This window comes from Salmonella sp. SAL-020 (assembly GCF_017372215.1).
Lineage (GTDB): Bacteria > Pseudomonadota > Gammaproteobacteria > Enterobacterales > Enterobacteriaceae > Salmonella > Salmonella enterica.
This window is the reverse complement of record NZ_CP071690.1, coordinates 265,451-287,050: the sequence shown is the minus strand read 5'-3', so window position 1 is coordinate 287,050 and position 21,600 is coordinate 265,451. Positions and strand designations below refer to the sequence as shown.

16 protein-coding genes are annotated in these 21,600 nt (G+C 54.2%); 5 read left to right on the top strand and 11 right to left on the bottom strand.

Going from position 1 to position 21,600, the window contains the following annotated elements; genetic code table 11:
* Positions 1–54 precede the first annotated feature (54 nt).
* From J1G48_RS01280 to J1G48_RS01265, 4 genes are all read right to left on the bottom strand, one after another.
* Positions 55–1,179 (bottom strand): ABC transporter permease, encoded by a 1,125-nt coding sequence (locus tag J1G48_RS01280; protein WP_001214764.1) that lies wholly within the window; start codon positions 1,177–1,179, stop codon positions 55–57.
* On the bottom strand, positions 1,179–3,920 hold the full coding sequence (gene rbbA, locus J1G48_RS01275; protein WP_000202481.1) for a ribosome-associated ATPase/putative transporter RbbA: 2,742 nt from the start codon (positions 3,918–3,920) through the stop codon (positions 1,179–1,181). Before rbbA ends, J1G48_RS01280 begins: the two co-directional genes overlap by 1 nt.
* On the bottom strand, positions 3,917–4,984 hold the full coding sequence (locus tag J1G48_RS01270; RefSeq protein WP_000359836.1) for an HlyD family efflux transporter periplasmic adaptor subunit: 1,068 nt from the start codon (positions 4,982–4,984) through the stop codon (positions 3,917–3,919). The genes rbbA and J1G48_RS01270 overlap by 4 nt, the downstream gene beginning before the upstream one ends.
* 305 nt (positions 4,985–5,289) lie before the next feature.
* The gene (locus J1G48_RS01265; RefSeq protein WP_000439236.1) at positions 5,290–6,486 is read right to left on the bottom strand and encodes an NAD(P)/FAD-dependent oxidoreductase; all 1,197 of its coding nucleotides are present in this window, start codon (positions 6,484–6,486) and stop codon (positions 5,290–5,292) included.
* 230 nt (positions 6,487–6,716) lie between these two features.
* Here J1G48_RS01265 and pitA point away from each other — a divergent pair, with 230 nt between their 5' ends.
* Positions 6,717–8,213 (top strand): inorganic phosphate transporter PitA, encoded by a 1,497-nt coding sequence (gene pitA, locus J1G48_RS01260; RefSeq protein ID WP_000902764.1) that lies wholly within the window; start codon positions 6,717–6,719, stop codon positions 8,211–8,213.
* Between the two features lie 140 nt (positions 8,214–8,353).
* On the opposite strand, the gene uspB is transcribed toward pitA, so the two are convergent.
* Entirely contained in the window at positions 8,354–8,689 is a 336-nt protein-coding gene (uspB, locus tag J1G48_RS01255; protein WP_000626193.1) for a universal stress protein UspB, read from the bottom strand.
* A gap of 387 nt (positions 8,690–9,076) precedes the next feature.
* Here uspB and uspA point away from each other — a divergent pair, with 387 nt between their 5' ends.
* Together uspA and dtpB are read left to right on the top strand one after the other, a co-directional pair.
* Positions 9,077–9,511: a universal stress protein UspA gene (uspA, locus tag J1G48_RS01250; protein WP_000323565.1), complete on the top strand. Its 435-nt coding sequence runs from the start codon at positions 9,077–9,079 to the stop codon at positions 9,509–9,511.
* A 324-nt stretch (positions 9,512–9,835) separates the two neighbouring features.
* Positions 9,836–11,308, top strand: coding sequence for a dipeptide/tripeptide permease DtpB (gene dtpB, locus J1G48_RS01245; protein WP_001098275.1), 1,473 nt, complete (start codon positions 9,836–9,838; stop codon positions 11,306–11,308).
* Between the two features lie 91 nt (positions 11,309–11,399).
* On the opposite strand, the gene rsmJ is transcribed toward dtpB, so the two are convergent.
* The 3 genes from rsmJ to J1G48_RS01230 form a co-directional block, all read right to left on the bottom strand.
* Positions 11,400–12,158, bottom strand: coding sequence for a 16S rRNA (guanine(1516)-N(2))-methyltransferase RsmJ (gene rsmJ, locus J1G48_RS01240; RefSeq protein WP_001165127.1), 759 nt, complete (start codon positions 12,156–12,158; stop codon positions 11,400–11,402).
* A 6-nt stretch (positions 12,159–12,164) separates the two neighbouring features.
* Positions 12,165–14,207 carry an oligopeptidase A gene (gene prlC / locus J1G48_RS01235; protein ID WP_000184187.1) on the bottom strand — a complete coding sequence of 681 codons (2,043 nt, stop codon included), beginning with the start codon at positions 14,205–14,207 and terminating at the stop codon, positions 12,165–12,167.
* A 181-nt stretch (positions 14,208–14,388) separates the two neighbouring features.
* The gene (locus tag J1G48_RS01230; RefSeq protein ID WP_000766155.1) at positions 14,389–15,660 is read right to left on the bottom strand and encodes a phosphatase PAP2 family protein; all 1,272 of its coding nucleotides are present in this window, start codon (positions 15,658–15,660) and stop codon (positions 14,389–14,391) included.
* A gap of 210 nt (positions 15,661–15,870) precedes the next feature.
* Here J1G48_RS01230 and J1G48_RS01225 point away from each other — a divergent pair, with 210 nt between their 5' ends.
* Positions 15,871–16,713 carry a 23S rRNA (adenine(2030)-N(6))-methyltransferase RlmJ gene (locus J1G48_RS01225; RefSeq protein ID WP_000954238.1) on the top strand — a complete coding sequence of 281 codons (843 nt, stop codon included), beginning with the start codon at positions 15,871–15,873 and terminating at the stop codon, positions 16,711–16,713.
* A gap of 104 nt (positions 16,714–16,817) precedes the next feature.
* Positions 16,818–18,170, top strand: coding sequence for a glutathione-disulfide reductase (gorA, locus tag J1G48_RS01220; protein WP_000160778.1), 1,353 nt, complete (start codon positions 16,818–16,820; stop codon positions 18,168–18,170).
* Between the two features lie 46 nt (positions 18,171–18,216).
* Here gorA and fraE read toward each other — a convergent pair whose 3' ends face one another.
* Genes fraE through fraD form a run of 3 tightly spaced genes read right to left on the bottom strand, consistent with a single transcriptional unit; the run spans position 18,217 to position 21,537 of the window.
* Complete coding sequence (gene fraE, locus J1G48_RS01215) at positions 18,217–19,260, bottom strand: fructose-asparagine asparaginase (RefSeq protein WP_000702752.1); 1,044 nt, start codon at positions 19,258–19,260, stop codon at positions 18,217–18,219.
* A gap of 58 nt (positions 19,261–19,318) precedes the next feature.
* A complete protein-coding gene (locus J1G48_RS01210; RefSeq protein WP_000498936.1) occupies positions 19,319–20,638 on the bottom strand; it encodes an anaerobic C4-dicarboxylate transporter family protein in 1,320 nt (439 codons plus the stop codon).
* Positions 20,639–20,691: 53 nt separating this feature from the next.
* Positions 20,692–21,537, bottom strand: a complete 846-nt coding sequence (gene fraD / locus J1G48_RS01205) for a fructose-aspartate kinase (RefSeq protein WP_000028433.1) — start codon at positions 21,535–21,537, stop codon at positions 20,692–20,694.
* Positions 21,538–21,600 lie beyond the last annotated feature (63 nt).

Sequence of the window (21,600 nt, the reverse complement as noted above, 5' to 3'; positions counted from 1 at the left end):
GCACGTCGTCGTTTGTAGGCCGGATGAGGCGCAGCCGCCATCCGGCAATAATGTTTACGCCATTGTGCCAATCGTTTTTCTGAAGCGTAACAGCGCTATCAGGAAGAACACGCCGCCTATCGCCAGCAGGGTCAGGAACTGCGGCCAGACGATACTCAAACCTGCGCCGCGATAAAGAATAGCCTGGGCAAGGCTGACAAAATGCGTCGTCGGCATGGTCAGCATAATATCCTGCACCGCCTGCGGCATACTTTCGCGCGGCGTGGAACCGCCGGAAAGCATTTGTAGCGGTAACAGTACCAGAATCATTAATAACCCCAGTTGCGGCATCGAACGGGCGATGGTGCCCATAAAGATCCCAATTGAAGTGGTGGCGAACAGGCTCAGCGCCACGCCCAACATAAACAATGGGATCGATCCTTCAATCGGCACGCCAAGCACGCCTTTCACCATCAGCATCAAAGACAAACCGGAAACCACCAGCACGACCAGCCCCATCGACCACACTTTCGCCATCATGATCTCAAAGGGCGTGACCGGCATCACCAACAGATGCTCTACCGTGCCGTGTTCTCGCTCGCGGATCAGCGCCGATCCGGTCAGCACTATCGCCAGCATGGTAATGTTGTTGATAATCGCCATCACGCCGCCAAACCACGCCGGGTCCAGATTCGGGTTAAAGCGCATCCGAATCTCCAGCGACACCGGCTGAACGTTATCTCCCCGCGCGCGCGCCACAAAGCTGTTGACCTCGCCGCTAATAATATTCTGGATATAACTGTTGCCGGTAAACGCCTGGCTCATGCGCGTCGCATCGACGTTAACCTGAATATCAGGCTGACGTCCGGCCAGCACATCACGCTGGAAATTCGGCGGAATATTGACCGCAAAGGTATAGCGTCCGGCATCCAGTCCGGCATCCATTTCCGTTGCCGTAATCATCTCCGGCGGCAGAAACCACGGGCGGTAAAAACTATTCACAATACGGTTCGACAACTGTGACTGATCCATATCGGCGATGGCGATAGGGGCAAGATGCAACGAACCGGGCAGGACGGTAGCGGAGGAGTAAACCGAAATCGTAAAGGCGAAGACGATCAGCGACAGCATCGCTTTGTCGCCCAGCAGACTGCGCAGTTCTTTAACGCCGAGATTATAAATATTACGTAATCCGCGCATTACCCCTCCTGTTTTTTCAGCAGCAGAATGCTCAGACCCATCACCACCGGGACGGCAATCAGTAACGGCATAAATAACGGCCAGAGATCGGACAGATCCAACGCTTTGGAAAACGTCCCGCGCGCGATCGTCAGAAAATGGCTGGTCGGGTAGATCTCGCCGATCCATCTTCCCGGTCCTTCCAGCGAAGCCACCGGATCGATCATGCCGGAAAATTGTGTTGCCGGAATGAGGGTAATAATCGACGTCCCAAAAATAGCGGCGATTTGGCTCTTCATAAACGTGGAGATCAGCAGCCCCAGACCGGTGGCGATGATGACGTAAAGTAGCGCCGCGAGGGTAAGCGTGAGAAAGCTGCCTTTCAGCGGCACGCCGAACACAAAGACCGACAGCGCGCACAGTAGCAAGAAGTTCAGCATACCCAGCGCGATATACGGCAGTTGTTTACCCAGCAAAAATTCGCTGCGCGTCGTCGGCGTTACGTACAGATTAATTATCGACCCCAGCTCTTTCTCCCGCACCACGCTCAGGGCGCTAAGCATTGACGGGATCATCATGAGCAGCAGCGGAATGACCGCCGGAACGATAGCGGGCAGACTTTTCACATCCGGGTTATAGCGATAGCGCGTTTCAATGTTGAGCAGCCCGGTCTGTTTAACCGGGTTCGGCTGACGACTTGCCGCCTCCTGCAGCCAGCTTTGGTGCATCGCCTGAACGTACCCCTTCACCGTCTCGGCGCGGCTGGGCATGGCGCCATCCACCCAGACGCCAATCTGCGCTGGCGTACCGCGAGCAATATCGCGGCCAAAATTAGGCGGGATCTCAATGGCAACCGCCAACTCTCCCGAACGCATCCGCCGGTCAAGCTCGTCATAGCTGGCGAGCGGCGGCTGTTCGATAAAATAGCGCGATCCCGCCAGATTGAGCGACCATGCCTGGCTGCTGACGGTTTGATCGCGATCGAGTACGGCAAAACGCAGGTTCTCCACGTCCATACTGATGCCATAGCCCATAATCAGCATCAGAATTACCGTTCCCAGCAGCGCCAGCGTCGAGCGTACCGGATCGCGGCGTAGCTCCAGCGCTTCGCGGCGACTGTAGCTGAACAAACGCCGGAAGCTCAATCCCTGCCGCGACGGTTTACCTGACGCGGCGGGCGTCTGGGATGGCGGTATTGGGGTTTCAGGCGCCGCTCCCGCAGCTTCCTGTAGCCAGGAAATAAACGCCGCTTCCAGATTGGCCGCGCCCCGCTGTTGCACCAATTCCTGCGGCGTACCGCTGGCGAGCACTTTACCGGCGTGCATCAATGACATTCGGTCGCAACGTTCCGCTTCGTTCATAAAATGGGTCGAGATAAAAATCGTCACCTTATCCTGACGCGAAAGATCGACCATAAGCTGCCAGAACATATCCCTGGCGACCGGATCAACGCCGGACGTTGGCTCATCAAGAATCAGCATTTCCGGGCGATGGATCACCGCTACCGCCAGCGATAAACGCTGGCGGATACCGAGCGGCAATGAAGCAGGGAGCGTATCTTCCACCTCCGTTAGCATAAAGCGTTCGATCATCTGCGCGACGCGCGCCGGGATCTCCGCTGGCGGAATATGAAACAGGCGGGCATGAAGTTCCAGATTCTGCCGCACGGTGAGTTCGTTATAGAGCGAAAAAGCCTGCGACATATACCCGACCCGGCGACGGGTATCGATGTCGTTCGGGTCCACCGGCTGGCCAAATAGCCAGGCCTGACCTTCGCTGGCGGGAAGCAGACCGGTCAGCATTTTCATGGTGGTCGATTTGCCGCAACCGTTTGAACCGAGGAAGCCAAAAATCTCGCCGCGCGGAATGCGGAAATTAACATGGTCAACCGCGACGAACTTACCGAAGCGCATGGTCAGATCTTTCGCCTCAATGGCAATCTCTTCCTGCTCAGCGTGATACGGCGGGATCACCACTGGCTTATGCGCCTGGCGCTGCGCTTCTGGCAACAGGGCGATAAACGCCTGTTCCAGCGTCGCGCTATGGGTTTTTGCCCGCAGTTGCTGCGCGCTGCCGGTTGCCAGTATCTCGCCCGCATTCATCGCCACCAGCCAGTCAAAACGCTCCGCCTCTTCCATATAGGCCGTTGCGACCAACACGCTCATATTGGTCTGGCGCTGGCGGATACTGTCGATTAAGTCCCAGAACTGAGCGCGGGAGAGCGGGTCCACGCCGGTGGTAGGCTCATCAAGAATCAGCAATTCCGGGTCATGAATCAGCGCACAGCACAGCCCCAGCTTTTGTTTCATCCCACCGGACAGCTTCCCGGCAGGACGGTCACGAAACGGTGCCAGGCCCGTGCTGTTCAGCAGCTCGGTAATACGCGCTTCACGTTCAGCTTTGTCATGACCAAAGAGACGAGCAAAAAAATCGACGTTCTCATAAACCGATAACGTGTGATAAAGGTTTTTCCCCAGCCCCTGCGGCATCCAGGCGATGCGCGGACAGACGTCGCGGCGATGTTTCGCATCGCGCATATCCCCGCCCAGGACGATAACGTTCCCTTGCTCAATCACCCGCGCGCCAGAAATCAGCGACAGCAGGCTCGACTTACCCACCCCGTCCGGACCAATCAGCCCGACCATACTACGGGCGGGAATGTCCAGCGTGATATTGTTCAGCGCGGCTGTTTTTCCGTAATGCTGGCTCACCCCCTCAAGCTGCGCCACGGGAGGAACAGGCACCAGCTTCAGCGACGTCATTGCGACAGCCTCACGCTTAGAGCGTCAGGCCAGGGCACGCGCTCATCCAGACGAACCCAGGCCATTCCCGGCAAACCGGTTTTGACATATTCCAGATGCTGTCGCAGTAGCTCTGGCGGAATACGCGCTTTGACGCGGAACATCAGCTTCAGTCGTTCATCGTGGGTTTCCACGGTTTTGGGCGTGAACTGCGCCACGCTGGCGACAAAACTGATCGTCGCCGGAATACGCAGATCCGGCGCGGCGTCCAGCACCAGTCGCGCTTCGCCGCCGATCTTCAACAACCCCGCCTGTTCGGTCGGCAGGAAAAATGTCATATAAACATCGCTGAGATCGACCATGTTCAACACCCGGCCGCCAGCCGATAACACTTCGCCCGGCTCCGCAACGCGGTACTGCACGCGTCCATCGCGCGGCGCTTTTAATTCGCTGTCGTCGATGTCGGCGACAATACGCCGCTCGGTCGCCTGCGCCGCTTCCACGCGCGTTTGCGCCTGGATAATACTGGTACGCGCCGCTTCAATCGCCGCTTTTGCCGCAGATACCTGCGCTTTGGCGGTCTCCAGGGCGGCGCGCGCGCTTTCCGCCGCCGCGCGATCGTCATCTAACTGTTGTACAGATACCGCGCCACGCTGCGACAGCGAACGAGAACGCACGTGACGTTTAGAGACGGAGTCCAGCTCAGCTTCCCGCTGTTTGACGACCGACTGCGCGGCGCGCATTTCACTCTGGCGTTGCTCCAGCAAAGCACGGGCGGCGGCAACCGCGCTCTCGGCCTCTTTAATCTGCGCAATCGCCTCCAGCCGCTGCTCCTGCAGCACGCGGGTATCCATTTTCGCCAGCACCTCGCCCTGACGAACGAACTGCCCTTCCGAAACGAGGATGGTATCAATACGCCCGGCAATCTTAGTGGCAATATCCACTTCGGTGGCTTCAATTCTGCCGTTGCTGGCGGCAAATCCCTCCGGTATTCCCGCAGGGCGCAGCATCCACCAGGCTATCGCGGCCACCGCTACAAGAATCCCCGCTCCCCACCACACCAGATGACGCTTCATTTTGTCCATAATCGACCCGCCGTAATCCCTGTTGTCTAACCATGCGTGTCACAAAATCCGCCGGGCGTGCGCTCAGCGGGGGTTTCCATTCGGGATAAGAATGAAAAAAGAAAAGGGGCCAGACGACGAACAGACGCCGATGAAGCGCTCGCCGTCAAAGGGAGTGAATGATGTAGGTACCCGGAAAAGAGGGAGTAATGTTGTCATCATCAGCGTTCCTGGCCGTAAATGAAACACGCATACTCATAACTGCTATAAATCGATACTAACACCTCTGTCCGGGATGTCTATTCGCTTATTGTTTGTAATGGTACTTAGCGTTTTGCCGCCAAATCCTGCGCGCAGGCCCAGGCGCTCGACCACGCCCACTGGAAGTTATAGCCGCCCAACCAGCCGGTGACGTCCATCACTTCGCCGATAAAATAGAGACCCGGCACGCGGCGCGCTTCCATAGTCCGCGATGATAGTTCGTTTGTATCCACGCCGCCCAGCGTCACTTCCGCTGTCCGATAGCCTTCGGTGCCGTTAGGCTGCACTTGCCAGGCCGTAAGCGTGTCAACCAACGCCTGCTGGTCACGAACGTTCAACTGTCTGAGCGATACATCCGGGATCTGCCCCAACTGTTGTAAACACTCCACCAACCGTTTCGGCAAATGCATCGCCAGCGTGTTCTTCAGACTCTGGTTCGGGTGCGCGTTACGCTGTTCATTGAGAACATCTTCCAGCGAGAGGTCCGGCAATAAGTTAATGCTCACTAACTCGCCCGGTTGCCAGTAGCTGGAAATCTGTAAAACGGCGGGGCCGGACAGCCCACGATGGGTAAAAAGTAGGTTTTCCCGAAATACCGTGCCATTGCGGGCGGTAATCACGCAGGGCACAGAGACGCCAGACAGCGTCTGGAGCTGTTCTAACAGCGGCTTATGTAGCGTAAAGGGCACCAGCCCGGCGCGCGTCGGCAACACCTTGAGACCAAACTGTTCGGCGATTTTATAGCCAAACGGTGATGCGCCAAGCCCCGGCATCGACAGGCCGCCGCTGGCAATCACCAACTTTTGCGTAGTCACCGTCTCGCCGTTCAACGCCAGTATGAAACCCGACTCATCACGCTCGACGCTCAATACCTCGCTACGCAGGCGCATCGTTACGCCGCCTTTGTCGCACTCGGCAACCAGCATATCGACAATGCGTTGGGCGGAATCATCGCAAAAAAGCTGTCCCAGCGTTTTCTCATACCAGGCTATCCCATACCTGCCGACCAGATCGATAAAGTCCCACTGGGTATAGCGGGCTAATGCTGATTTGCAAAAATGGGGGTTCTGGCTCAAATACGCAGCAGGCTCAACATAAAGATTAGTAAAGTTGCAGCGTCCACCACCGGACATGAGGATTTTACGTCCTGGCTTCTTGCCATTATCGATGAGCAGCACGCGGCTACCCGCCTGTCCTGCCTGCGCGGCGCAAAACATGCCCGCTGCGCCAGCGCCTATAATAACGGCATCAAACCTTTCCACGTCGCCTTCCTCTCTCAAATTCGGGCGGGAATTGTAAAGTTTCCTCAGTGGTCGCACCAGCGCGAAAAGCGCCTGAAAATGGTATTTATCTGAAATATATAAGATAATTCTTTAGTGATATCAAACAAAGCACGAAGTACATCAAAAAAAGTCTATATTTCACTTTGCCCGCGCCGCCAAAGTCACTGATAATGCGCCGCGTTCATGTCCTCAAAATGGCGTAACGTCCTATGCTACATTTGTTTGCTGGCCTGGATTTACATACCGGGCTTTTATTATTGCTTGCTCTGGCTTTTGTGCTGTTCTACGAAGCGATTAACGGCTTCCATGACACAGCCAATGCAGTCGCAACCGTGATTTACACCCGTGCGATGCGTTCGCAGCTGGCGGTTGTCATGGCGGCGGTGTTTAACTTTTTTGGCGTTTTGCTGGGGGGTCTCAGCGTGGCGTATGCCATTGTGCATATGCTACCGACGGATCTCCTGCTCAACATGGGTTCCGCGCACGGCCTCGCTATGGTCTTTTCCATGTTGCTGGCGGCGATTATCTGGAACCTCGGTACCTGGTATTTCGGGTTGCCGGCGTCCAGTTCCCACACGCTGATTGGCGCCATTATCGGCATCGGTTTAACCAATGCGATGATGACCGGCACGTCAGTGGTGGATGCGCTTAACATCCCGAAAGTTATCAATATTTTCGGTTCACTCATTATCTCCCCTATTGTCGGTCTGGTATTCGCCGGCGGTCTGATTTTCTTGCTGCGCCGCTACTGGAGCGGTACTAAGAAACGCGCCCGTATCCACCTGACGCCAGCCGAACGTGAAAAGAAAGACGGCAAGAAAAAGCCGCCGTTCTGGACGCGTATCGCGCTAATCCTCTCAGCTATCGGCGTGGCGTTTTCGCATGGCGCGAACGATGGTCAGAAAGGCATTGGCCTGGTCATGCTGGTGCTGATTGGCGTCGCGCCTGCGGGTTTCGTGGTCAATATGAATGCCTCCAGCTACGAAATCACCCGTACGCGCGATGCTATCAACAATGTCGAAACGTACTTTGAGCAGCGTCCTGACCTGCTGAAAGCCGTCACCGGCGTTGACCAACTGATTCCGTCTCCGGAACCGGGCGCGACTGAACCGACTGAATTCCACTGCCATCCGGCTAACACCATTAACGCGCTTAACCGTGCGAAAGGGATGCTGGCAAACGTGGAAAGCTACGACAAGTTAAGCGTTGAACAGCGTAGTCAGTTGCGTCGCATTATGCTGTGCATTTCCGACACGACCGACAAAGTCGTGAAATTGCCTGGCGTAAGCAGCGATGACCAGCGCCTGCTGAAAAAGCTGAAGACCGATATGTTAAGCACCATTGAGTATGCGCCGGTGTGGATCATTATGGCAGTGGCGTTGGCGCTGGGTATTGGTACGATGATCGGCTGGCGTCGCGTGGCGACCACTATCGGCGAGAAAATTGGTAAAAAAGGCATGACGTATGCGCAGGGAATGTCGGCGCAGATGACGGCGGCAGTCTCTATCGGTCTTGCCAGCTACACCGGTATGCCAGTTTCTACCACTCACGTACTCTCCTCTTCAGTGGCGGGAACCATGGTCGTTGATGGCGGCGGGTTGCAGCGTAAAACCGTGACCAGCATTCTGATGGCCTGGGTATTTACGTTACCGGCGGCGATTATTCTTTCCGGCGTGCTGTACTGGCTTTCCCTGAAGATTATTTAAGCCAAATGGGCCAGAGGACGCTGTCGCTAATCCGGCCTGTCAGGATGAAACGACACAGGCCTGACAGGCCGCTACAAGCGGCGTCATCCGGGAGGCTTATCTAACACAAGCGGGTCAGGAAACTGGCCCGCTTTTTTCATTCAGTGCCAAATCATGAGCGCAATCAAGCTCACCACCACCAAACCGCATAACGCGCTGGTCAGCAGAAACTGGCGGCGCACGCGTTCACAACGGCGAATAAATTCTTCATCATGATGATCGCGATAGCGCTGAGCGTAGATATACCATACCAGGCGCACCTGTTTGTTGGGCTGACCATGCGTGGTAAAGAAGCCGCCGCCATCGACATATTGATAGAGCAAAGGATCGCAACCACGAAGTACCACTAACAGTGCGCGTAGCGATGAGAAATAGCGCGCCATATTAACAATGCAAACGACACATAAAGCCCAGAATAGTGAGACGGTGCTTATCATATCTCCTCCCCGGCGACCCGCCCACGGAGTTCCTCTCCGGGACTACCGCTCCCCGATACCCTGCCAGACAATCAGTGAAAGAGTACTACGAAAGCCGTCCATATTAGCGCTCCGCATTCGAACGGCTCTTATACACATTGTAGGAGATCAGTTAATTTTTTTACCAGAAGGTTAATCACTATCAATGCAATTCCCTGAAAATTTTGTTTAACTAACTGGCAAGCAAGGCAGATTGACGGATTATCCTGGTCGCTATAATGTAAGGATAGTTATGGTAAACGGCTGAGCTAGCCCCGCGCATAGAGTTCGCAGGACGCGGGTGACGCGGCGGCATAAGAAACGCCAGTAGCTCAATGGTCATCGACAACTTATGGAAGGAGTAACACTATGGCTTATAAACACATTCTTATCGCAGTTGATCTCTCCCCGGAAAGTAAAGTTCTGGTTGAAAAAGCGGTCTCTATGGCGCGCCCCTACAACGCGAAAATCTCCCTCATCCACGTTGATGTGAACTATTCTGACCTGTACACCGGTCTGATTGACGTCAATCTGGGCGATATGCAGAAACGTATCTCCGAAGAAACCCACCACGCGCTGACCGAGCTGTCTACCAACGCTGGCTACCCTATCACTGAAACCCTGAGCGGTAGCGGCGATTTGGGCCAGGTGCTGGTTGATGCCATCAAGAAATACGATATGGATCTGGTCGTTTGCGGTCATCACCAGGACTTCTGGAGCAAACTGATGTCTTCTGCGCGCCAGCTGATCAACACCGTTCACGTTGACATGCTGATTGTGCCGCTGCGCGACGAAGAAGAGTAATACTTGCCGTGCCGGCTGGCGGCTAAGACCGCGTCTGGTCTATAGTCAATCAGGTTGGCCTGAACCATCTGGCAAATTCTGGTTATCAACAACAACGCCCGCTTCTGTGGGCGTTTTGTTTATCCCCCCTTCTTCGCAGTACTCAGTACATCATTCCATCACACCAAACATAATTAGTGTGATCCACTAATTAGTTTGCGTATCATTTGTATAATAACCTATTGATCAGGCTAATAACCGCAGTCTATATCAGGGTAAGTCTTTTCGGCGCGTTTTGATATACGCGCTCATACGTTTCGGGATGGCATTAAAAGGCGAAGGAATATGAATACAACTGCACCTACGGGCTTGCTGCAGCAACCTCGTCCATTTTTCATGATCTTTTTTGTAGAATTATGGGAACGATTTGGCTATTACGGCGTCCAGGGCATCCTGGCGGTCTTTTTCGTTAAACAATTGGGTTTTTCTCAGGAACAGGCCTTTATTACCTTTGGCGCTTTTGCGGCGCTGGTTTATGGCCTGATCTCCATCGGCGGCTATGTTGGCGACCATCTGTTAGGGACTAAACGCACCCTGGTCCTGGGCGCGATTGTGCTGGCGATTGGCTATTTTATGACCGGCATGTCGTTATTAAATCCCGATCTGATTTTTATCGCACTGGGTACGATTGCCGTGGGCAACGGGTTATTTAAAGCCAATCCCGCCAGCCTGCTCTCTAAATGCTATCAGCCTAAAGATCCCCGGCTGGATGGCGCTTTCACCCTGTTTTATATGTCGATTAACATCGGTTCTTTGTTATCGCTATCGCTGGCGCCGGTGATTGCCGATAAATTTGGCTATGCGGTGACCTATAATCTGTGCGGCGCTGGTTTAATTGTTGCGCTTCTGGTGTACTTCGCCTGCCGTGGCATGGTGAAAAATATCGGTTCTGAACCGGATCATAAACCGCTACGTTTTCGCAATTTGCTGCTGGTACTACTCGGCACCGTCGTCATGATTTTCCTCTGCGCCTGGCTGATGCACAACGTTAAGATTGCCAATCTGGTGCTCATCGTCCTTTCTATCGTCGTCACTATTTTCTTCTTTCGCGAAGCGTTTCGTCTGGATAAAACCGGCCGCAATAAAATGTTCGTGGCGTTTATTCTGATGATTGAAGCCGTGCTGTTTTACATTCTGTATGCGCAGATGCCTACCTCGCTGAACTTCTTTGCGATTAATAACGTGCATCATGAAATTCTTGGATTCGCCATTAACCCGGTGAGTTTTCAGGCGCTGAACCCATTCTGGGTGGTCGTCGCCAGTCCGGTACTGGCAGCGATTTACACCCGACTGGGTAGCAAAGGCAAAGATCTGACTATGCCGATGAAGTTTACGCTCGGTATGTTCCTCTGCGCGCTGGGTTTTCTGACCGCCGCCGCCGCCGGGATGTGGTTTGCCGATGCGCAAGGACTGACGTCGCCGTGGTTTATCGTGCTGGTGTATCTGTTCCAGAGTCTGGGCGAGTTGCTGATTAGCGCGCTGGGACTGGCAATGGTCGCCGCTCTGGTGCCGCAGCATCTGATGGGCTTTATTCTGGGAATGTGGTTCCTGACCCAGGCCGCCGCCTTCCTGCTCGGCGGTTATGTGGCGACCTTCACTGCCGTACCGGAAAACATCACCGATCCGTTACAGACGCTGCCCATTTATACCGGCGTCTTTAGCAAAATTGGTCTGGTAACACTGGCGGTCACCGTGGTGATGGCCATTATGGTGCCGTGGTTAAACCGGATGATTAATACGCCAGGTACCGAACAGTAATACTCAGTGCCGGATGCGGCTTACGCCTTATCCGGCCTACAAATAATTGAGAATCGTAGGCCCGATAAGCGCAACGCCATCGGGCAATCCGTTACTCCGTCAGAGGGGTTCCGGCATAAATATCAAACCGATGCCCTTTGGTGACGATGGCGTTGGGCGTCGCGACATCCGCCAGCGGCGGCGCATAATCGGGACGTTTGACCACCACGCGTTTGGTCGCCAACTGACGCGCCGGTTCCAGCAGTCCGTCGGCGTCTAAATCCGGCCCCACCAACGACTGAAACACCCGCATCTCTTTCTTCACCAGCGCGCTTTTCTGCCGGTGAGGAAACATCGGATCGAGGTAGACCACCTGCGGGCGCGGCGTGATATCAGTCAACGCCGTCAGGCTGGAAGCATGAATCAACTGCAAACGCTCCTGAAGCCAGCCGCCAATGTCCGCATCGGCGTAGCCGCGCGTCAGACCGTCATCGAGCAACGCGGCAACCACCGGGTTACGCTCCAGCATCCGCACGCGGCAGCCGACGGACGCCAGCACAAACGCATCGCGTCCCAGTCCGGCCGTGGCATCAACCACGTCCGGCAGATAATCGCCCTTAATACCGACCGCCTTCGCCACCGCTTCGCCGCGCCCGCCGCCGAACTTACGCCGGTGCGCCATCGCCCCGCCGACAAAATCGACGAAAATGCCGCCAAGCTTCGGTTCGTCGCGCTTGCGCAGCTCCAGATGTTGCGGCGTCAATACCAGCGCCATCGGGTTGTCTTCGTCATGCTCCAGTCCCCAGCGGGCAGCCAGAACAGATAAGGCGCCGTCTGTGGCGCCCGTTTCATCCATTAAGCAGATTTGCACGTAAAATCAGCCTTTAATCCCGTAATGCTCCAGCATCGCGTCCAGCTGTGGTTCACGGCCACGGAAGCGTTTAAAGAGTTCCATCGGCTCTTCAGAACCACCACGAGTCAGGATGTTATCAAGGAACGACTGACCGGTCTCACGGTTGAAAATGCCTTCCTCCTCAAAGCGGGAATAAGCGTCCGCCGCCAGTACGTCGGCCCACAGATAGCTGTAGTAGCCTGCCGCATAGCCGCCAGCAAAGATATGGCTGAATGCATGTGGGAAGCGGCCCCATGTCGGTGACGGCACCACGGCGACCTGTTTTTTAATTTCAAAGAGCGTCTCAAGAATTTTCGCTCCTTGCTGCGGGTTAAATTCCGCATGCAGACGGAAATCAAACAGACCGAACTCCAGTTGACGCAGAATAAACAGCGCCGCCTGATAGTTTTTCGCCGCCAGCATTTTATCCAGCAGTTCCTTCGGCAGCGGTTCGCCGGTCTCATAGTGGCCGGAGATAAACGCCAGCGCTTCCGGCTCCCAGCACCAGTTTTCCATAAACTGGCTTGGCAGTTCGACCGCGTCCCACGGCACGCCGCTGATACCGGAGACCCCGGCGGTCTCAATGCGGGTCAGCATATGATGCAGGCCATGACCAAACTCGTGGAACAGGGTGATCACTTCGTCATGGGTAAACAGAGCGGGTTTACCGTTCACCGGACGGTTGAAATTACAGGTCAGATAAGCGACCGGCTTTTGCAATGTGCCGTCCGCCTTACGCATCTGGCCGACACAGTCGTCCATCCACGCCCCGCCGCGTTTGTGTTCGCGCGCGTACAGGTCAAGGTAGAAGCTGCCGCGCAGCTCGTTATTTTCGTCATACAGTTCAAAGAAACGCACTTCCGGGTGCCAGACATCAACGTCAGTACGCTCTTTGGCAGTGATGCCGTAAATACGTTTCACCACTTCAAACAGGCCATTCACGGCTTTGTTTTCCGGGAAGTACGGACGTAGCTGCTCATCGCTGATGCTGTACAGGTGCTGTTTTTGCTTTTCACTGTAGTACGCGATATCCCACGGTTGCAGTTCCTCAACGCCAAATTCGGCTTTGGCGAAGGCGCGCAGCTGGGCCAGCTCTTTTTCCCCCTGCGGACGGGCGCGTTTCGCCAGATCGGTTAAGAAATCGAGCACCTGCTGCGGATTTTCCGCCATCTTGGTGGCCAGTGACTCATGGGCATAATTTTCGAAGCCCAGCAGTTGCGCCAGTTCATGGCGCAGCGCAAGAATTTCTTCCATCACCGGGCTGTTATCCCACTTACCGGCGTTCGGCCCCTGGTCGGAGGCGCGAGTGGAATAGGCGCGATACATCTCTTCACGCAACGCCTGGTTGTCGCAGTAGGTCATCACTGGCAGATAGCTCGGGATATCCAGAGTCAGCAGGTAACCTTCCTGCTCTTTGGCTTCCGCCTGGGCTTTAGCTGCCGCCAGAGCGCTTTCCGGCATTCCCGCCAGCTCGGCTTCATCGGTGATGAGCTTCGTCCAGCCCATAGTGGCATCGAGCACATTATTGCTGTACTGGTTGCCCAGCTCAGACAGGCGAGTGGCGATTTCGCCGTAACGCTGCTGTTTCTCTTTCGGCAGGCCGATGCCGGACAGTTCAAAATCACGCAGCGCGTTATCAACCGCTTTCTTCTGCGCGGTATTCAGAGTGGCGTAATGATCGCCGTCGCGCAGGTCGCGGTACGCGTTGTACAACCCTTCATGCTGGCCAACCCAGGTGCTGTATTCCGACAGCAGCGGCAGCGTCTGTTCGTAGGCTTCACGCAGCTCCGGACTATTTTTCACCGAGTTTAAGTGGCTAATTGGCGAGAAAATACGCCCCAGAACATTGTCGGCTTCCGCCAACGGCTGGCAGAGGTTTTCCCAGCTATACGGCGCGCCATGCGCCACAACGCCTTCTACCGCCGCCCGGCAATCGGCCAACGCTTTGGTGACCGCAGGCACCACATGCTCCGGTTTAATTGCAGAAAAAGGCGGCAGTGAAAAAGACGTTAGTAATGGATTGGTCATATGCGCAGTCCTGTAGAAGAAGGTGAGTGGAGCGCGCTTTTGGCGCTCTCGCGATGAGATCTAGAATGGGGGATAGTAAGGGGAATTTCAATGATGGACAGCGTACAGACGTGGGTATCGCTGCAATAAGCCGCCCCTTTAACATCATCCCGGCTTACGTTTTATAAGCCGGGTGACAACGTCAGCGCGTTTTTCTCGCCATCTCGTAAGCAGCGGACAGATCCAGACGCTGCCAGAACTGTTGATCCTCGGTCTCGCCCGACAACGGATATCCTGCCGGTAACGCCGTCTCTTCCATTAACGCCTGACACTGCGCTGACGACAGGTTCGGCAGCGCTGTCTGTAGCAGAACATCGGCGCCTTTTGGTATTTTCAACGGCTGATGCTCGCCTTTCTGTTGCGGCAGGTTATAAGTCATGGTGAAGCGGTAGAAGGTATGCATGGCCGGATCGCGGTACGGATCGTCTTTTCCGGTCGATGCCGCGCATTCGACAATCGTCGTACCGCACTCTTTCACCAGCGCCTCACGCAGTTGAGCGCGAGCTTCGTTGAATAACGTACGGTAATACGGATCGTTAAGATAATGCGCGACATTACGCTGCGCGACCATCCGCGCGCCCATCACATCCAGCGGATAGTGTACGCCAAGGACCAGGCGAGAATAGCCATAACGCGCGCCACGAATCACCAGCGCATCAAAGCGTTCCGGGATCATTTCCGCCATCAACAGCGCATCCGTATAACCGGTATTCGTGTGTCCGCTGGGGAAAGCACCGCCACCCGCGGTATAAGGATGACCATCTTTTACCACCACATCATCCGGCGTCAGATGGATAGTATTACCCGGCACCTGGAAAGGACGCGGGTAATGAAAATATTTTTTCGCCGCGCCGGTGCTGACTTCCGAGGCTTTAATCAACGCCGCCGCTTTGCCCAACTCACCTTTATCATAAGCGGCGAGAAATGCCCGCCCCAGCCGCGGCCCCATTGCGTCGCTCAGGAAATAGAGATACTCCACGCTTTCCGCATCCGCCAGCGCCTGGTGACGGGTATTAACATCGGCATCGTGATTAATCGCCGTCACCGTCGCCAGATTGTCTTTCAATACTGCTTCCGGCAATGTATTGAAGGCGGAAAGTAGGGTAATTCCCATCTGTTGATTCTCAGTAGTATGAAAATCATAACCGCTAGCCTGTAACCAGGCATTATCCGCCTGGATGGAATTCTGTCGCATCTGAGCCATGGCGTCGCGAGTCAACGCGGCGGTATCGCCTTGTAATGCCTTACGCAACTGTGTCAGCCATTGAGCCTCAAGGTCATTAAAGGCGACGCTCGCCGAGTCGGGCGTCACGCTTTTCGCTATCGACTCCGCCTGGGACAGGGGAATATCTTTCGCCAGTGCCGGCATCGCCAGCGCCAGAGATGACGCCAGTACAGTAATGTGTAGTTTCATTATGGTTCCTTTCATTAAAAATAACGCCAGGTCAAAACCACTACCTTGCCCACAGGCGATGCTGGCCTGCGCAGTTGACGGTTTGATGATACGAACACGTCTTGCAATACTTTCACAACGCGCGAAACAACATGGCGGTACTGGGGTAATCTCTACGGATCTGCGGTAAACTATCGGCTAACTTGTTTACTTCCCGGAATATCTGCATCCATGCTCAGTTATCGTCACAGCTTTCACGCTGGCAACCACGCCGACGTCCTTAAACATACCGTTCAGAGCCTGATCATCGAGTCGCTAAAAGAGAAAGAAAAACCGTTTCTCTATCTGGACACGCACGCGGGCGCGGGGCGTTATCAATTGGGCAGCGAACATGCTGAACGTACCGGAGAGTATCTGGAAGGCATCGCCCGTATCTGGCAGCAGGACGATCTGCCCGCCGAACTGGAACCGTATATTAGCGTCGTAAAACATTTCAACCGCAGCGGGCAGTTACGCTACTATCCGGGCTCCCCGTTAATCGCCCGCCAGTTGCTGCGTGAGCAGGACAGTCTGCAACTCACGGAATTGCATCCCAGCGACTTCCCACTGTTGCGCGCGGAGTTTCAAAAAGACAACCGCGCCCGCGTGGAACGCGCTGACGGCTATCAGCAACTGAAAGCCAAATTACCGCCGGTTTCCCGCCGCGGTCTGATCCTCATTGACCCGCCTTATGAAATGAAAACCGACTACCAGGCGGTAGTCAGCGGCATCAGCGAGGGTTATAAACGTTTCGCCACCGGGACATACGCGCTATGGTATCCGGTGGTGCTCCGCCAGCAAATTAAGCGCATGGTTCATGATCTGGAGGCCACCGGCATCCGTAAAATCCTGCAAATTGAGCTGGCGATCCGCCCGGACAGCGATCAGCGCGGGATGACGGCGTCCGGTATGATCGTGGTTAACCCGCCGTGGAAACTGGAGCAGCAGATGAACAACGTGCTACCGTGGCTGCACAGCAGGTTGGCGCCAAACGGTCACGGACACACTTCGGTAAGCTGGATCGTGCCGGAGTAATCACAGCCATCGGTGGAACCTTTCACCTTCAGGTATACAATCGCGAATATTTTGGCGGGTAGCGCAGAATCTATCCGTCCGACAACGAACATAAAGGAGCGGTCATGACCAAACACTATGATTACATCGCTATCGGCGGCGGCAGCGGCGGTATCGCCTCGATTAACCGCGCCGCTATGTACGGCCAGAAATGCGCGCTCATCGAAGCCAAAGAGCTGGGCGGTACCTGTGTTAACGTGGGCTGCGTGCCGAAGAAAGTGATGTGGCATGCCGCGCAGATTCGTGAAGCGATTCATCTGTATGGCCCGGACTACGGTTTTGACACCACGATTAATCAGTTCGACTGGAGCAAGCTGATTGCCAGCCGTACCGCGTATATTGACCGCATCCATACTTCATACGACAACGTGCTGGGCAAAAATAACGTGGATGTGATTAAAGGCTTTGCCCGCTTTGTCGATGCCAAAACCATTGAAGTGAACGGCGAAACCATCACCGCCGACCATATTTTGATCGCTACCGGCGGCCGTCCGAGCCATCCGAGCATTCCAGGCGTGGAATACGGCATTGATTCCGACGGTTTCTTTGCGCTGTCTGCCTTGCCGGAGCGCGTCGCGGTGGTAGGCGCAGGTTATATCGCTGTTGAACTGGCTGGCGTTATCAACGCGCTAGGGGCGAAAACGCATCTGTTTGTCCGTAAACATGCGCCGCTGCGCAGTTTTGACCCGATGATTAGCGAAACGCTGGTTGAGGTGATGAACGCCGAAGGCCCGCAACTGCATACTCACGCCGTGCCGAAAGCGGTGGTAAAAAACGCCGACGGCAGTCTGACTCTGGAACTGGAAGATGGCCGCAGTGAAACCGTTGATTGCCTGATCTGGGCCATTGGTCGCGAACCGTCGACCGACAATATTAATCTGGCGGCAGCGGGCGTGAAAACCAATGAAAAAGGTTACATCATTGTCGATAAATTCCAGAATACCAACGTTGAAGGCATTTACGCCGTTGGCGATAACACCGGCGCAGTGGAGTTAACGCCAGTCGCCGTCGCCGCCGGTCGCCGTCTCTCCGAACGCCTGTTTAACAACAAGCCGGACGAGCATCTGGACTACAGCAACATCCCGACCGTGGTCTTTAGCCATCCGCCTATCGGCACCGTCGGGTTAAGCGAGCCGCAGGCGCGCGAGCAGTACGGCGACGAGCAGGTAAAAGTCTATAAATCATCGTTTACCGCTATGTATACCGCGGTGACGACGCACCGCCAGCCGTGCCGTATGAAGCTGGTCTGCGTCGGGCCGGAAGAAAAAATTGTGGGTATCCACGGTATCGGCTTCGGCATGGATGAAATGTTGCAGGGCTTCGCAGTGGCGCTGAAGATGGGCGCTACCAAGAAAGACTTCGATAATACCGTCGCTATTCACCCGACCGCATCGGAAGAGTTTGTGACCATGCGTTAATATCTTGTGCGCCCATCTTCAAGGGTGGGCGCACAAGCCTGCATGATTAATACGTACTGAAATAACTCTGGATCAGTTCCGGATTACGCGTCTGAGTTAATGCCGTCATCAGCAAGACTCGCGCCTTCGCCGGGTTGAGCGAGTCAGACACCAGCCCTGGCTGCCCTTTATCCAACGGTACGACGCCGTTTCCGGTGCGGGAAGCGCGCACCACGATAATCCCGGCTTTCTCCGCTTTTTTAATCCCCGCGTCGCTGCGTACCGAGACCGAACCTGCGCCGGTTCCGGCATAAATAATACCGTCCGCGTGATGGGCGATCGCCGCATCATACATATATTCCGGGTCGTCCTGATAGCCGTAAATAATCACCACATTGGGTAATTTTTTGATATTACGTACGTCAAAAACAGATCGCAGGGTATGAATTTTTTCCACCCGCGTTTCGAACTGTGGCTTACCATTAACGATGACCCCCAGATAGCCCTCTTCCGGCGCTTTAAAGGTATCCAGAGTCGTGGCATTGGTTTTCGTTACAAAGCGCGCCGAACCAATACGATCGTTTAAAACGACCATTACACCGCGTCCCTTCGCATTCGGGTCAGCAGCCACCGTGACCGCTTCCAGCAGGTTCATTGCGCCATCGGCGCTGATTGCCGACGCGGGCCGCATTGCAGCGGTAAACACCACCGGTTTGTCGCTTTTCACGGTCAAATTAAGAAAGTAGGCGGTTTCATCGAGCGTGTCAGTGCCATGAGTAATAACCACACCGTCAACATCGTCCCGCGCCAATAACGCATTCACCTTCTGTGAAAGTTTCAGGATGATATCGCTGGTCATATTTTCGCTACCAATATTCGCCACCTGCTCGCCGTCAACGCGAGCGATATTATTCATTTCCGGCACGGCATTTATTAATGTTTGCACGCCAAGTTCACCGGATTTATATCCGGCGGTTTGCGTATTATTGGCTGCCGTCCCGGCGATGGTACCGCCTGTCGCGAGAATAACAATATGCGGTAGTGACGTTGTGCTAAATACACAGTGGCTGATGAGCAGCAACACGGTGGCCATGAAAACTCTGATTTTCATTTTCTTCCTCTGAATTAAAAATAATAAGTGACGTGTGCTATAAAAAATTTAATAACAATCAGGCCAGAACCATTTTTCCTATTAACAGCCCGACAATGACCGAGACAATCACGTTAACTAATCCCGGACGCATAAAACTATGGTTAAGCACATATTTGCCGATACGCGTCGTACCGGTGTCGTCAAACGCCAGCGCCGCCAGACACTGCCCCGCCACCGGAATAAAGAAATAGCCGTTAACGGCAGGCCAGGAGCCGATTAACGCATAAGCGGGCACCCCTAACGCCAGCCCCAGCGGCAACAGAATTAACGTCGTTGCCGCCTGGCTGCTGACCATAGCGGACACAAAAAACATCATAATGGCGATAAGCCAGGTATGCTGTTGCAATAGAGTTTGCACTTCTGCCTTAATCAACGCGATATGACCATTCACGAACGTCTCACTCATCCAGGCCAGGCCGAAGGCGCAGACAATCGCCAGCGCGCCCGCCCGAAATACCGTACCGCTGATAATCTGATCGACCTGCGGCCGACATAACAACACAATCAGGCAGGCAAAAGAGAGCATCGTAATCTGGATAGCGGCGGACATCGAAAGCGGTTGTAGCCCTTTCGCTGTTTCCACCATGGGCCGCAGCGCCGGAATCAGTCCTAACAGAACGATAACGATCGCGCTGGTCAGAAATAACGCCACCGACAATTTGGCGCGCGAAGTGACTACCGTATTTTTACTTTCTTTCTGCGCAGGTTTAATTAACCCTTCAGCAAGCCGACGTTGATATTCCGGATCGTCTTTTAACTCTTTTCCTTTATTAAAGGTCGCTATTGCCCCCATCGCTACGCCGATTAACGTGGCGGGCACGCAAATCATCATAATGGTTGAAATAGAGACGCCCAACGGCGCCATTAAACCAATCATCGCCGCCATGGCGGCAGATATAGGACTGGCGGTGATCGCCTGCTGCGATGCGATAACGGAAATAGATAAAGGACGTTCCGGTCGAATACCTGAATCCCGTGCGACTTCAGAAATAACCGGTAACAAGCTATAAACGACATGCCCCGTTCCTGACATAAAAGTGAAGATATAACAGATAAACGGCGCTAATAACGTAATGTAACGAGGGTGGCGACGCAGAATTTTTTCCGCCAGTTTGACCAGTAAATCCAGCCCGCCGGAGGCCTGTAAAGAAGCGGCCGCCAGGACAACAGAAAGAATAATCAGAATAACATCAATCGGTGGCGTAGAAGGCGTCAGGCCAAAAATAAAAACCATCACGCCGACGCCTAACCCGCCGACCATCCCTAAAAATACGCCGCCGATCCTGGCGCCTATCATCAGGGCCACAAGGATAAAACATAATTCCGTCCAAAACATACTTCCTCCTGGGTTATCTGGAGTGAGTGTCGCTTTACATTGAGGGACGTAACCTATTGTGCAAACGGTTTACCAAAACCAAATGCGCCGTAATGAGATAACACCTGCGCCGCCGATTTCCCGCCCTGCCGCATGGCGCGTAGCACGCTTTCTTTATCGGGTTCCGCCATACCCGATTGCAAAATGGAAAGCAAAAAACCGGTTAAGAAGGCGTCGCCTGCGCCCAGCGTATCGACAGGTTCGATATAAGCAGGTTGCCACTCCAGATAATCCGCGCCGGAAAAATAATAAACTTTTTCATGCCCGCAGGTGGCAATAATATGCCGACAGCCATAACGATAAAGTTTATTGAGTTTTATTTTGATTTCATCTGGCGATAACCCGCTACAGGAGATAAATCCATAATCTACCCACGGGCATACCTTTTTAAAATAGTCGTCTGTACCGCGCCCGGAAAAATCAAAAGAGAGTAAGACGGTTTGTTGTTTAATTTTCTCCAGTTCCGATTCCAGGTGGCCGTTAATACTGGAATGGACTAAGGTAAATTGTGATATATAGCGAAGATCGTCGTCAGACAGACTAAAAGGATGTTCCCGCAATACGCCGTTTTTGTTGCTGGCGACAAATTGTCGATCACCATGCGAGAGACGGATACAGGCATACCCATTTTCGCCGGTATAATGGCGGCTGTGAGAGATGTCTATCTGTAGCTGGTGTAATACATCCTGTACGTGCTGCGCGGCGTCGTCATTGCCAAACGCCCCCATAAACGCGCTGGGGATGTCTGCTAATTTCGCATAGACAGCAAAATTTAATGCATTACCGCCGGGGTACATGATTCCGGAATGCAGGTATTTATCGACAACGTTGTCGCCAATACCCAATACGCTGATGCTCATCATTATTCCTTGTTTGTCTTTACAATAAAAAGCGTCCCTGCTTTTTTATCCATCCTGATGTAA

Coding starts and splice junctions, on each gene's coding strand:
- J1G48_RS01280 (WP_001214764.1), bottom strand. CDS start 1,179: ATGCGCGGATTACGTAATATTTATAATCTCGGCGTTAAAGAACTGCGC.
- rbbA (WP_000202481.1), bottom strand. CDS start 3,920: ATGACGTCGCTGAAGCTGGTGCCTGTTCCTCCCGTGGCGCAGCTTGAG.
- J1G48_RS01270 (WP_000359836.1), bottom strand. CDS start 4,984: ATGGACAAAATGAAGCGTCATCTGGTGTGGTGGGGAGCGGGGATTCTT.
- pitA (WP_000902764.1), top strand. CDS start 6,717: ATGCTACATTTGTTTGCTGGCCTGGATTTACATACCGGGCTTTTATTA.
- uspB (WP_000626193.1), bottom strand. CDS start 8,689: ATGATAAGCACCGTCTCACTATTCTGGGCTTTATGTGTCGTTTGCATT.
- uspA (WP_000323565.1), top strand. CDS start 9,077: ATGGCTTATAAACACATTCTTATCGCAGTTGATCTCTCCCCGGAAAGT.
- dtpB (WP_001098275.1), top strand. CDS start 9,836: ATGAATACAACTGCACCTACGGGCTTGCTGCAGCAACCTCGTCCATTT.
- prlC (WP_000184187.1), bottom strand. CDS start 14,207: ATGACCAATCCATTACTAACGTCTTTTTCACTGCCGCCTTTTTCTGCA.
- J1G48_RS01230 (WP_000766155.1), bottom strand. CDS start 15,660: ATGAAACTACACATTACTGTACTGGCGTCATCTCTGGCGCTGGCGATG.
- J1G48_RS01225 (WP_000954238.1), top strand. CDS start 15,871: ATGCTCAGTTATCGTCACAGCTTTCACGCTGGCAACCACGCCGACGTC.
- gorA (WP_000160778.1), top strand. CDS start 16,818: ATGACCAAACACTATGATTACATCGCTATCGGCGGCGGCAGCGGCGGT.
- fraE (WP_000702752.1), bottom strand. CDS start 19,260: ATGAAAATCAGAGTTTTCATGGCCACCGTGTTGCTGCTCATCAGCCAC.
- J1G48_RS01210 (WP_000498936.1), bottom strand. CDS start 20,638: ATGTTTTGGACGGAATTATGTTTTATCCTTGTGGCCCTGATGATAGGC.
- fraD (WP_000028433.1), bottom strand. CDS start 21,537: ATGAGCATCAGCGTATTGGGTATTGGCGACAACGTTGTCGATAAATAC.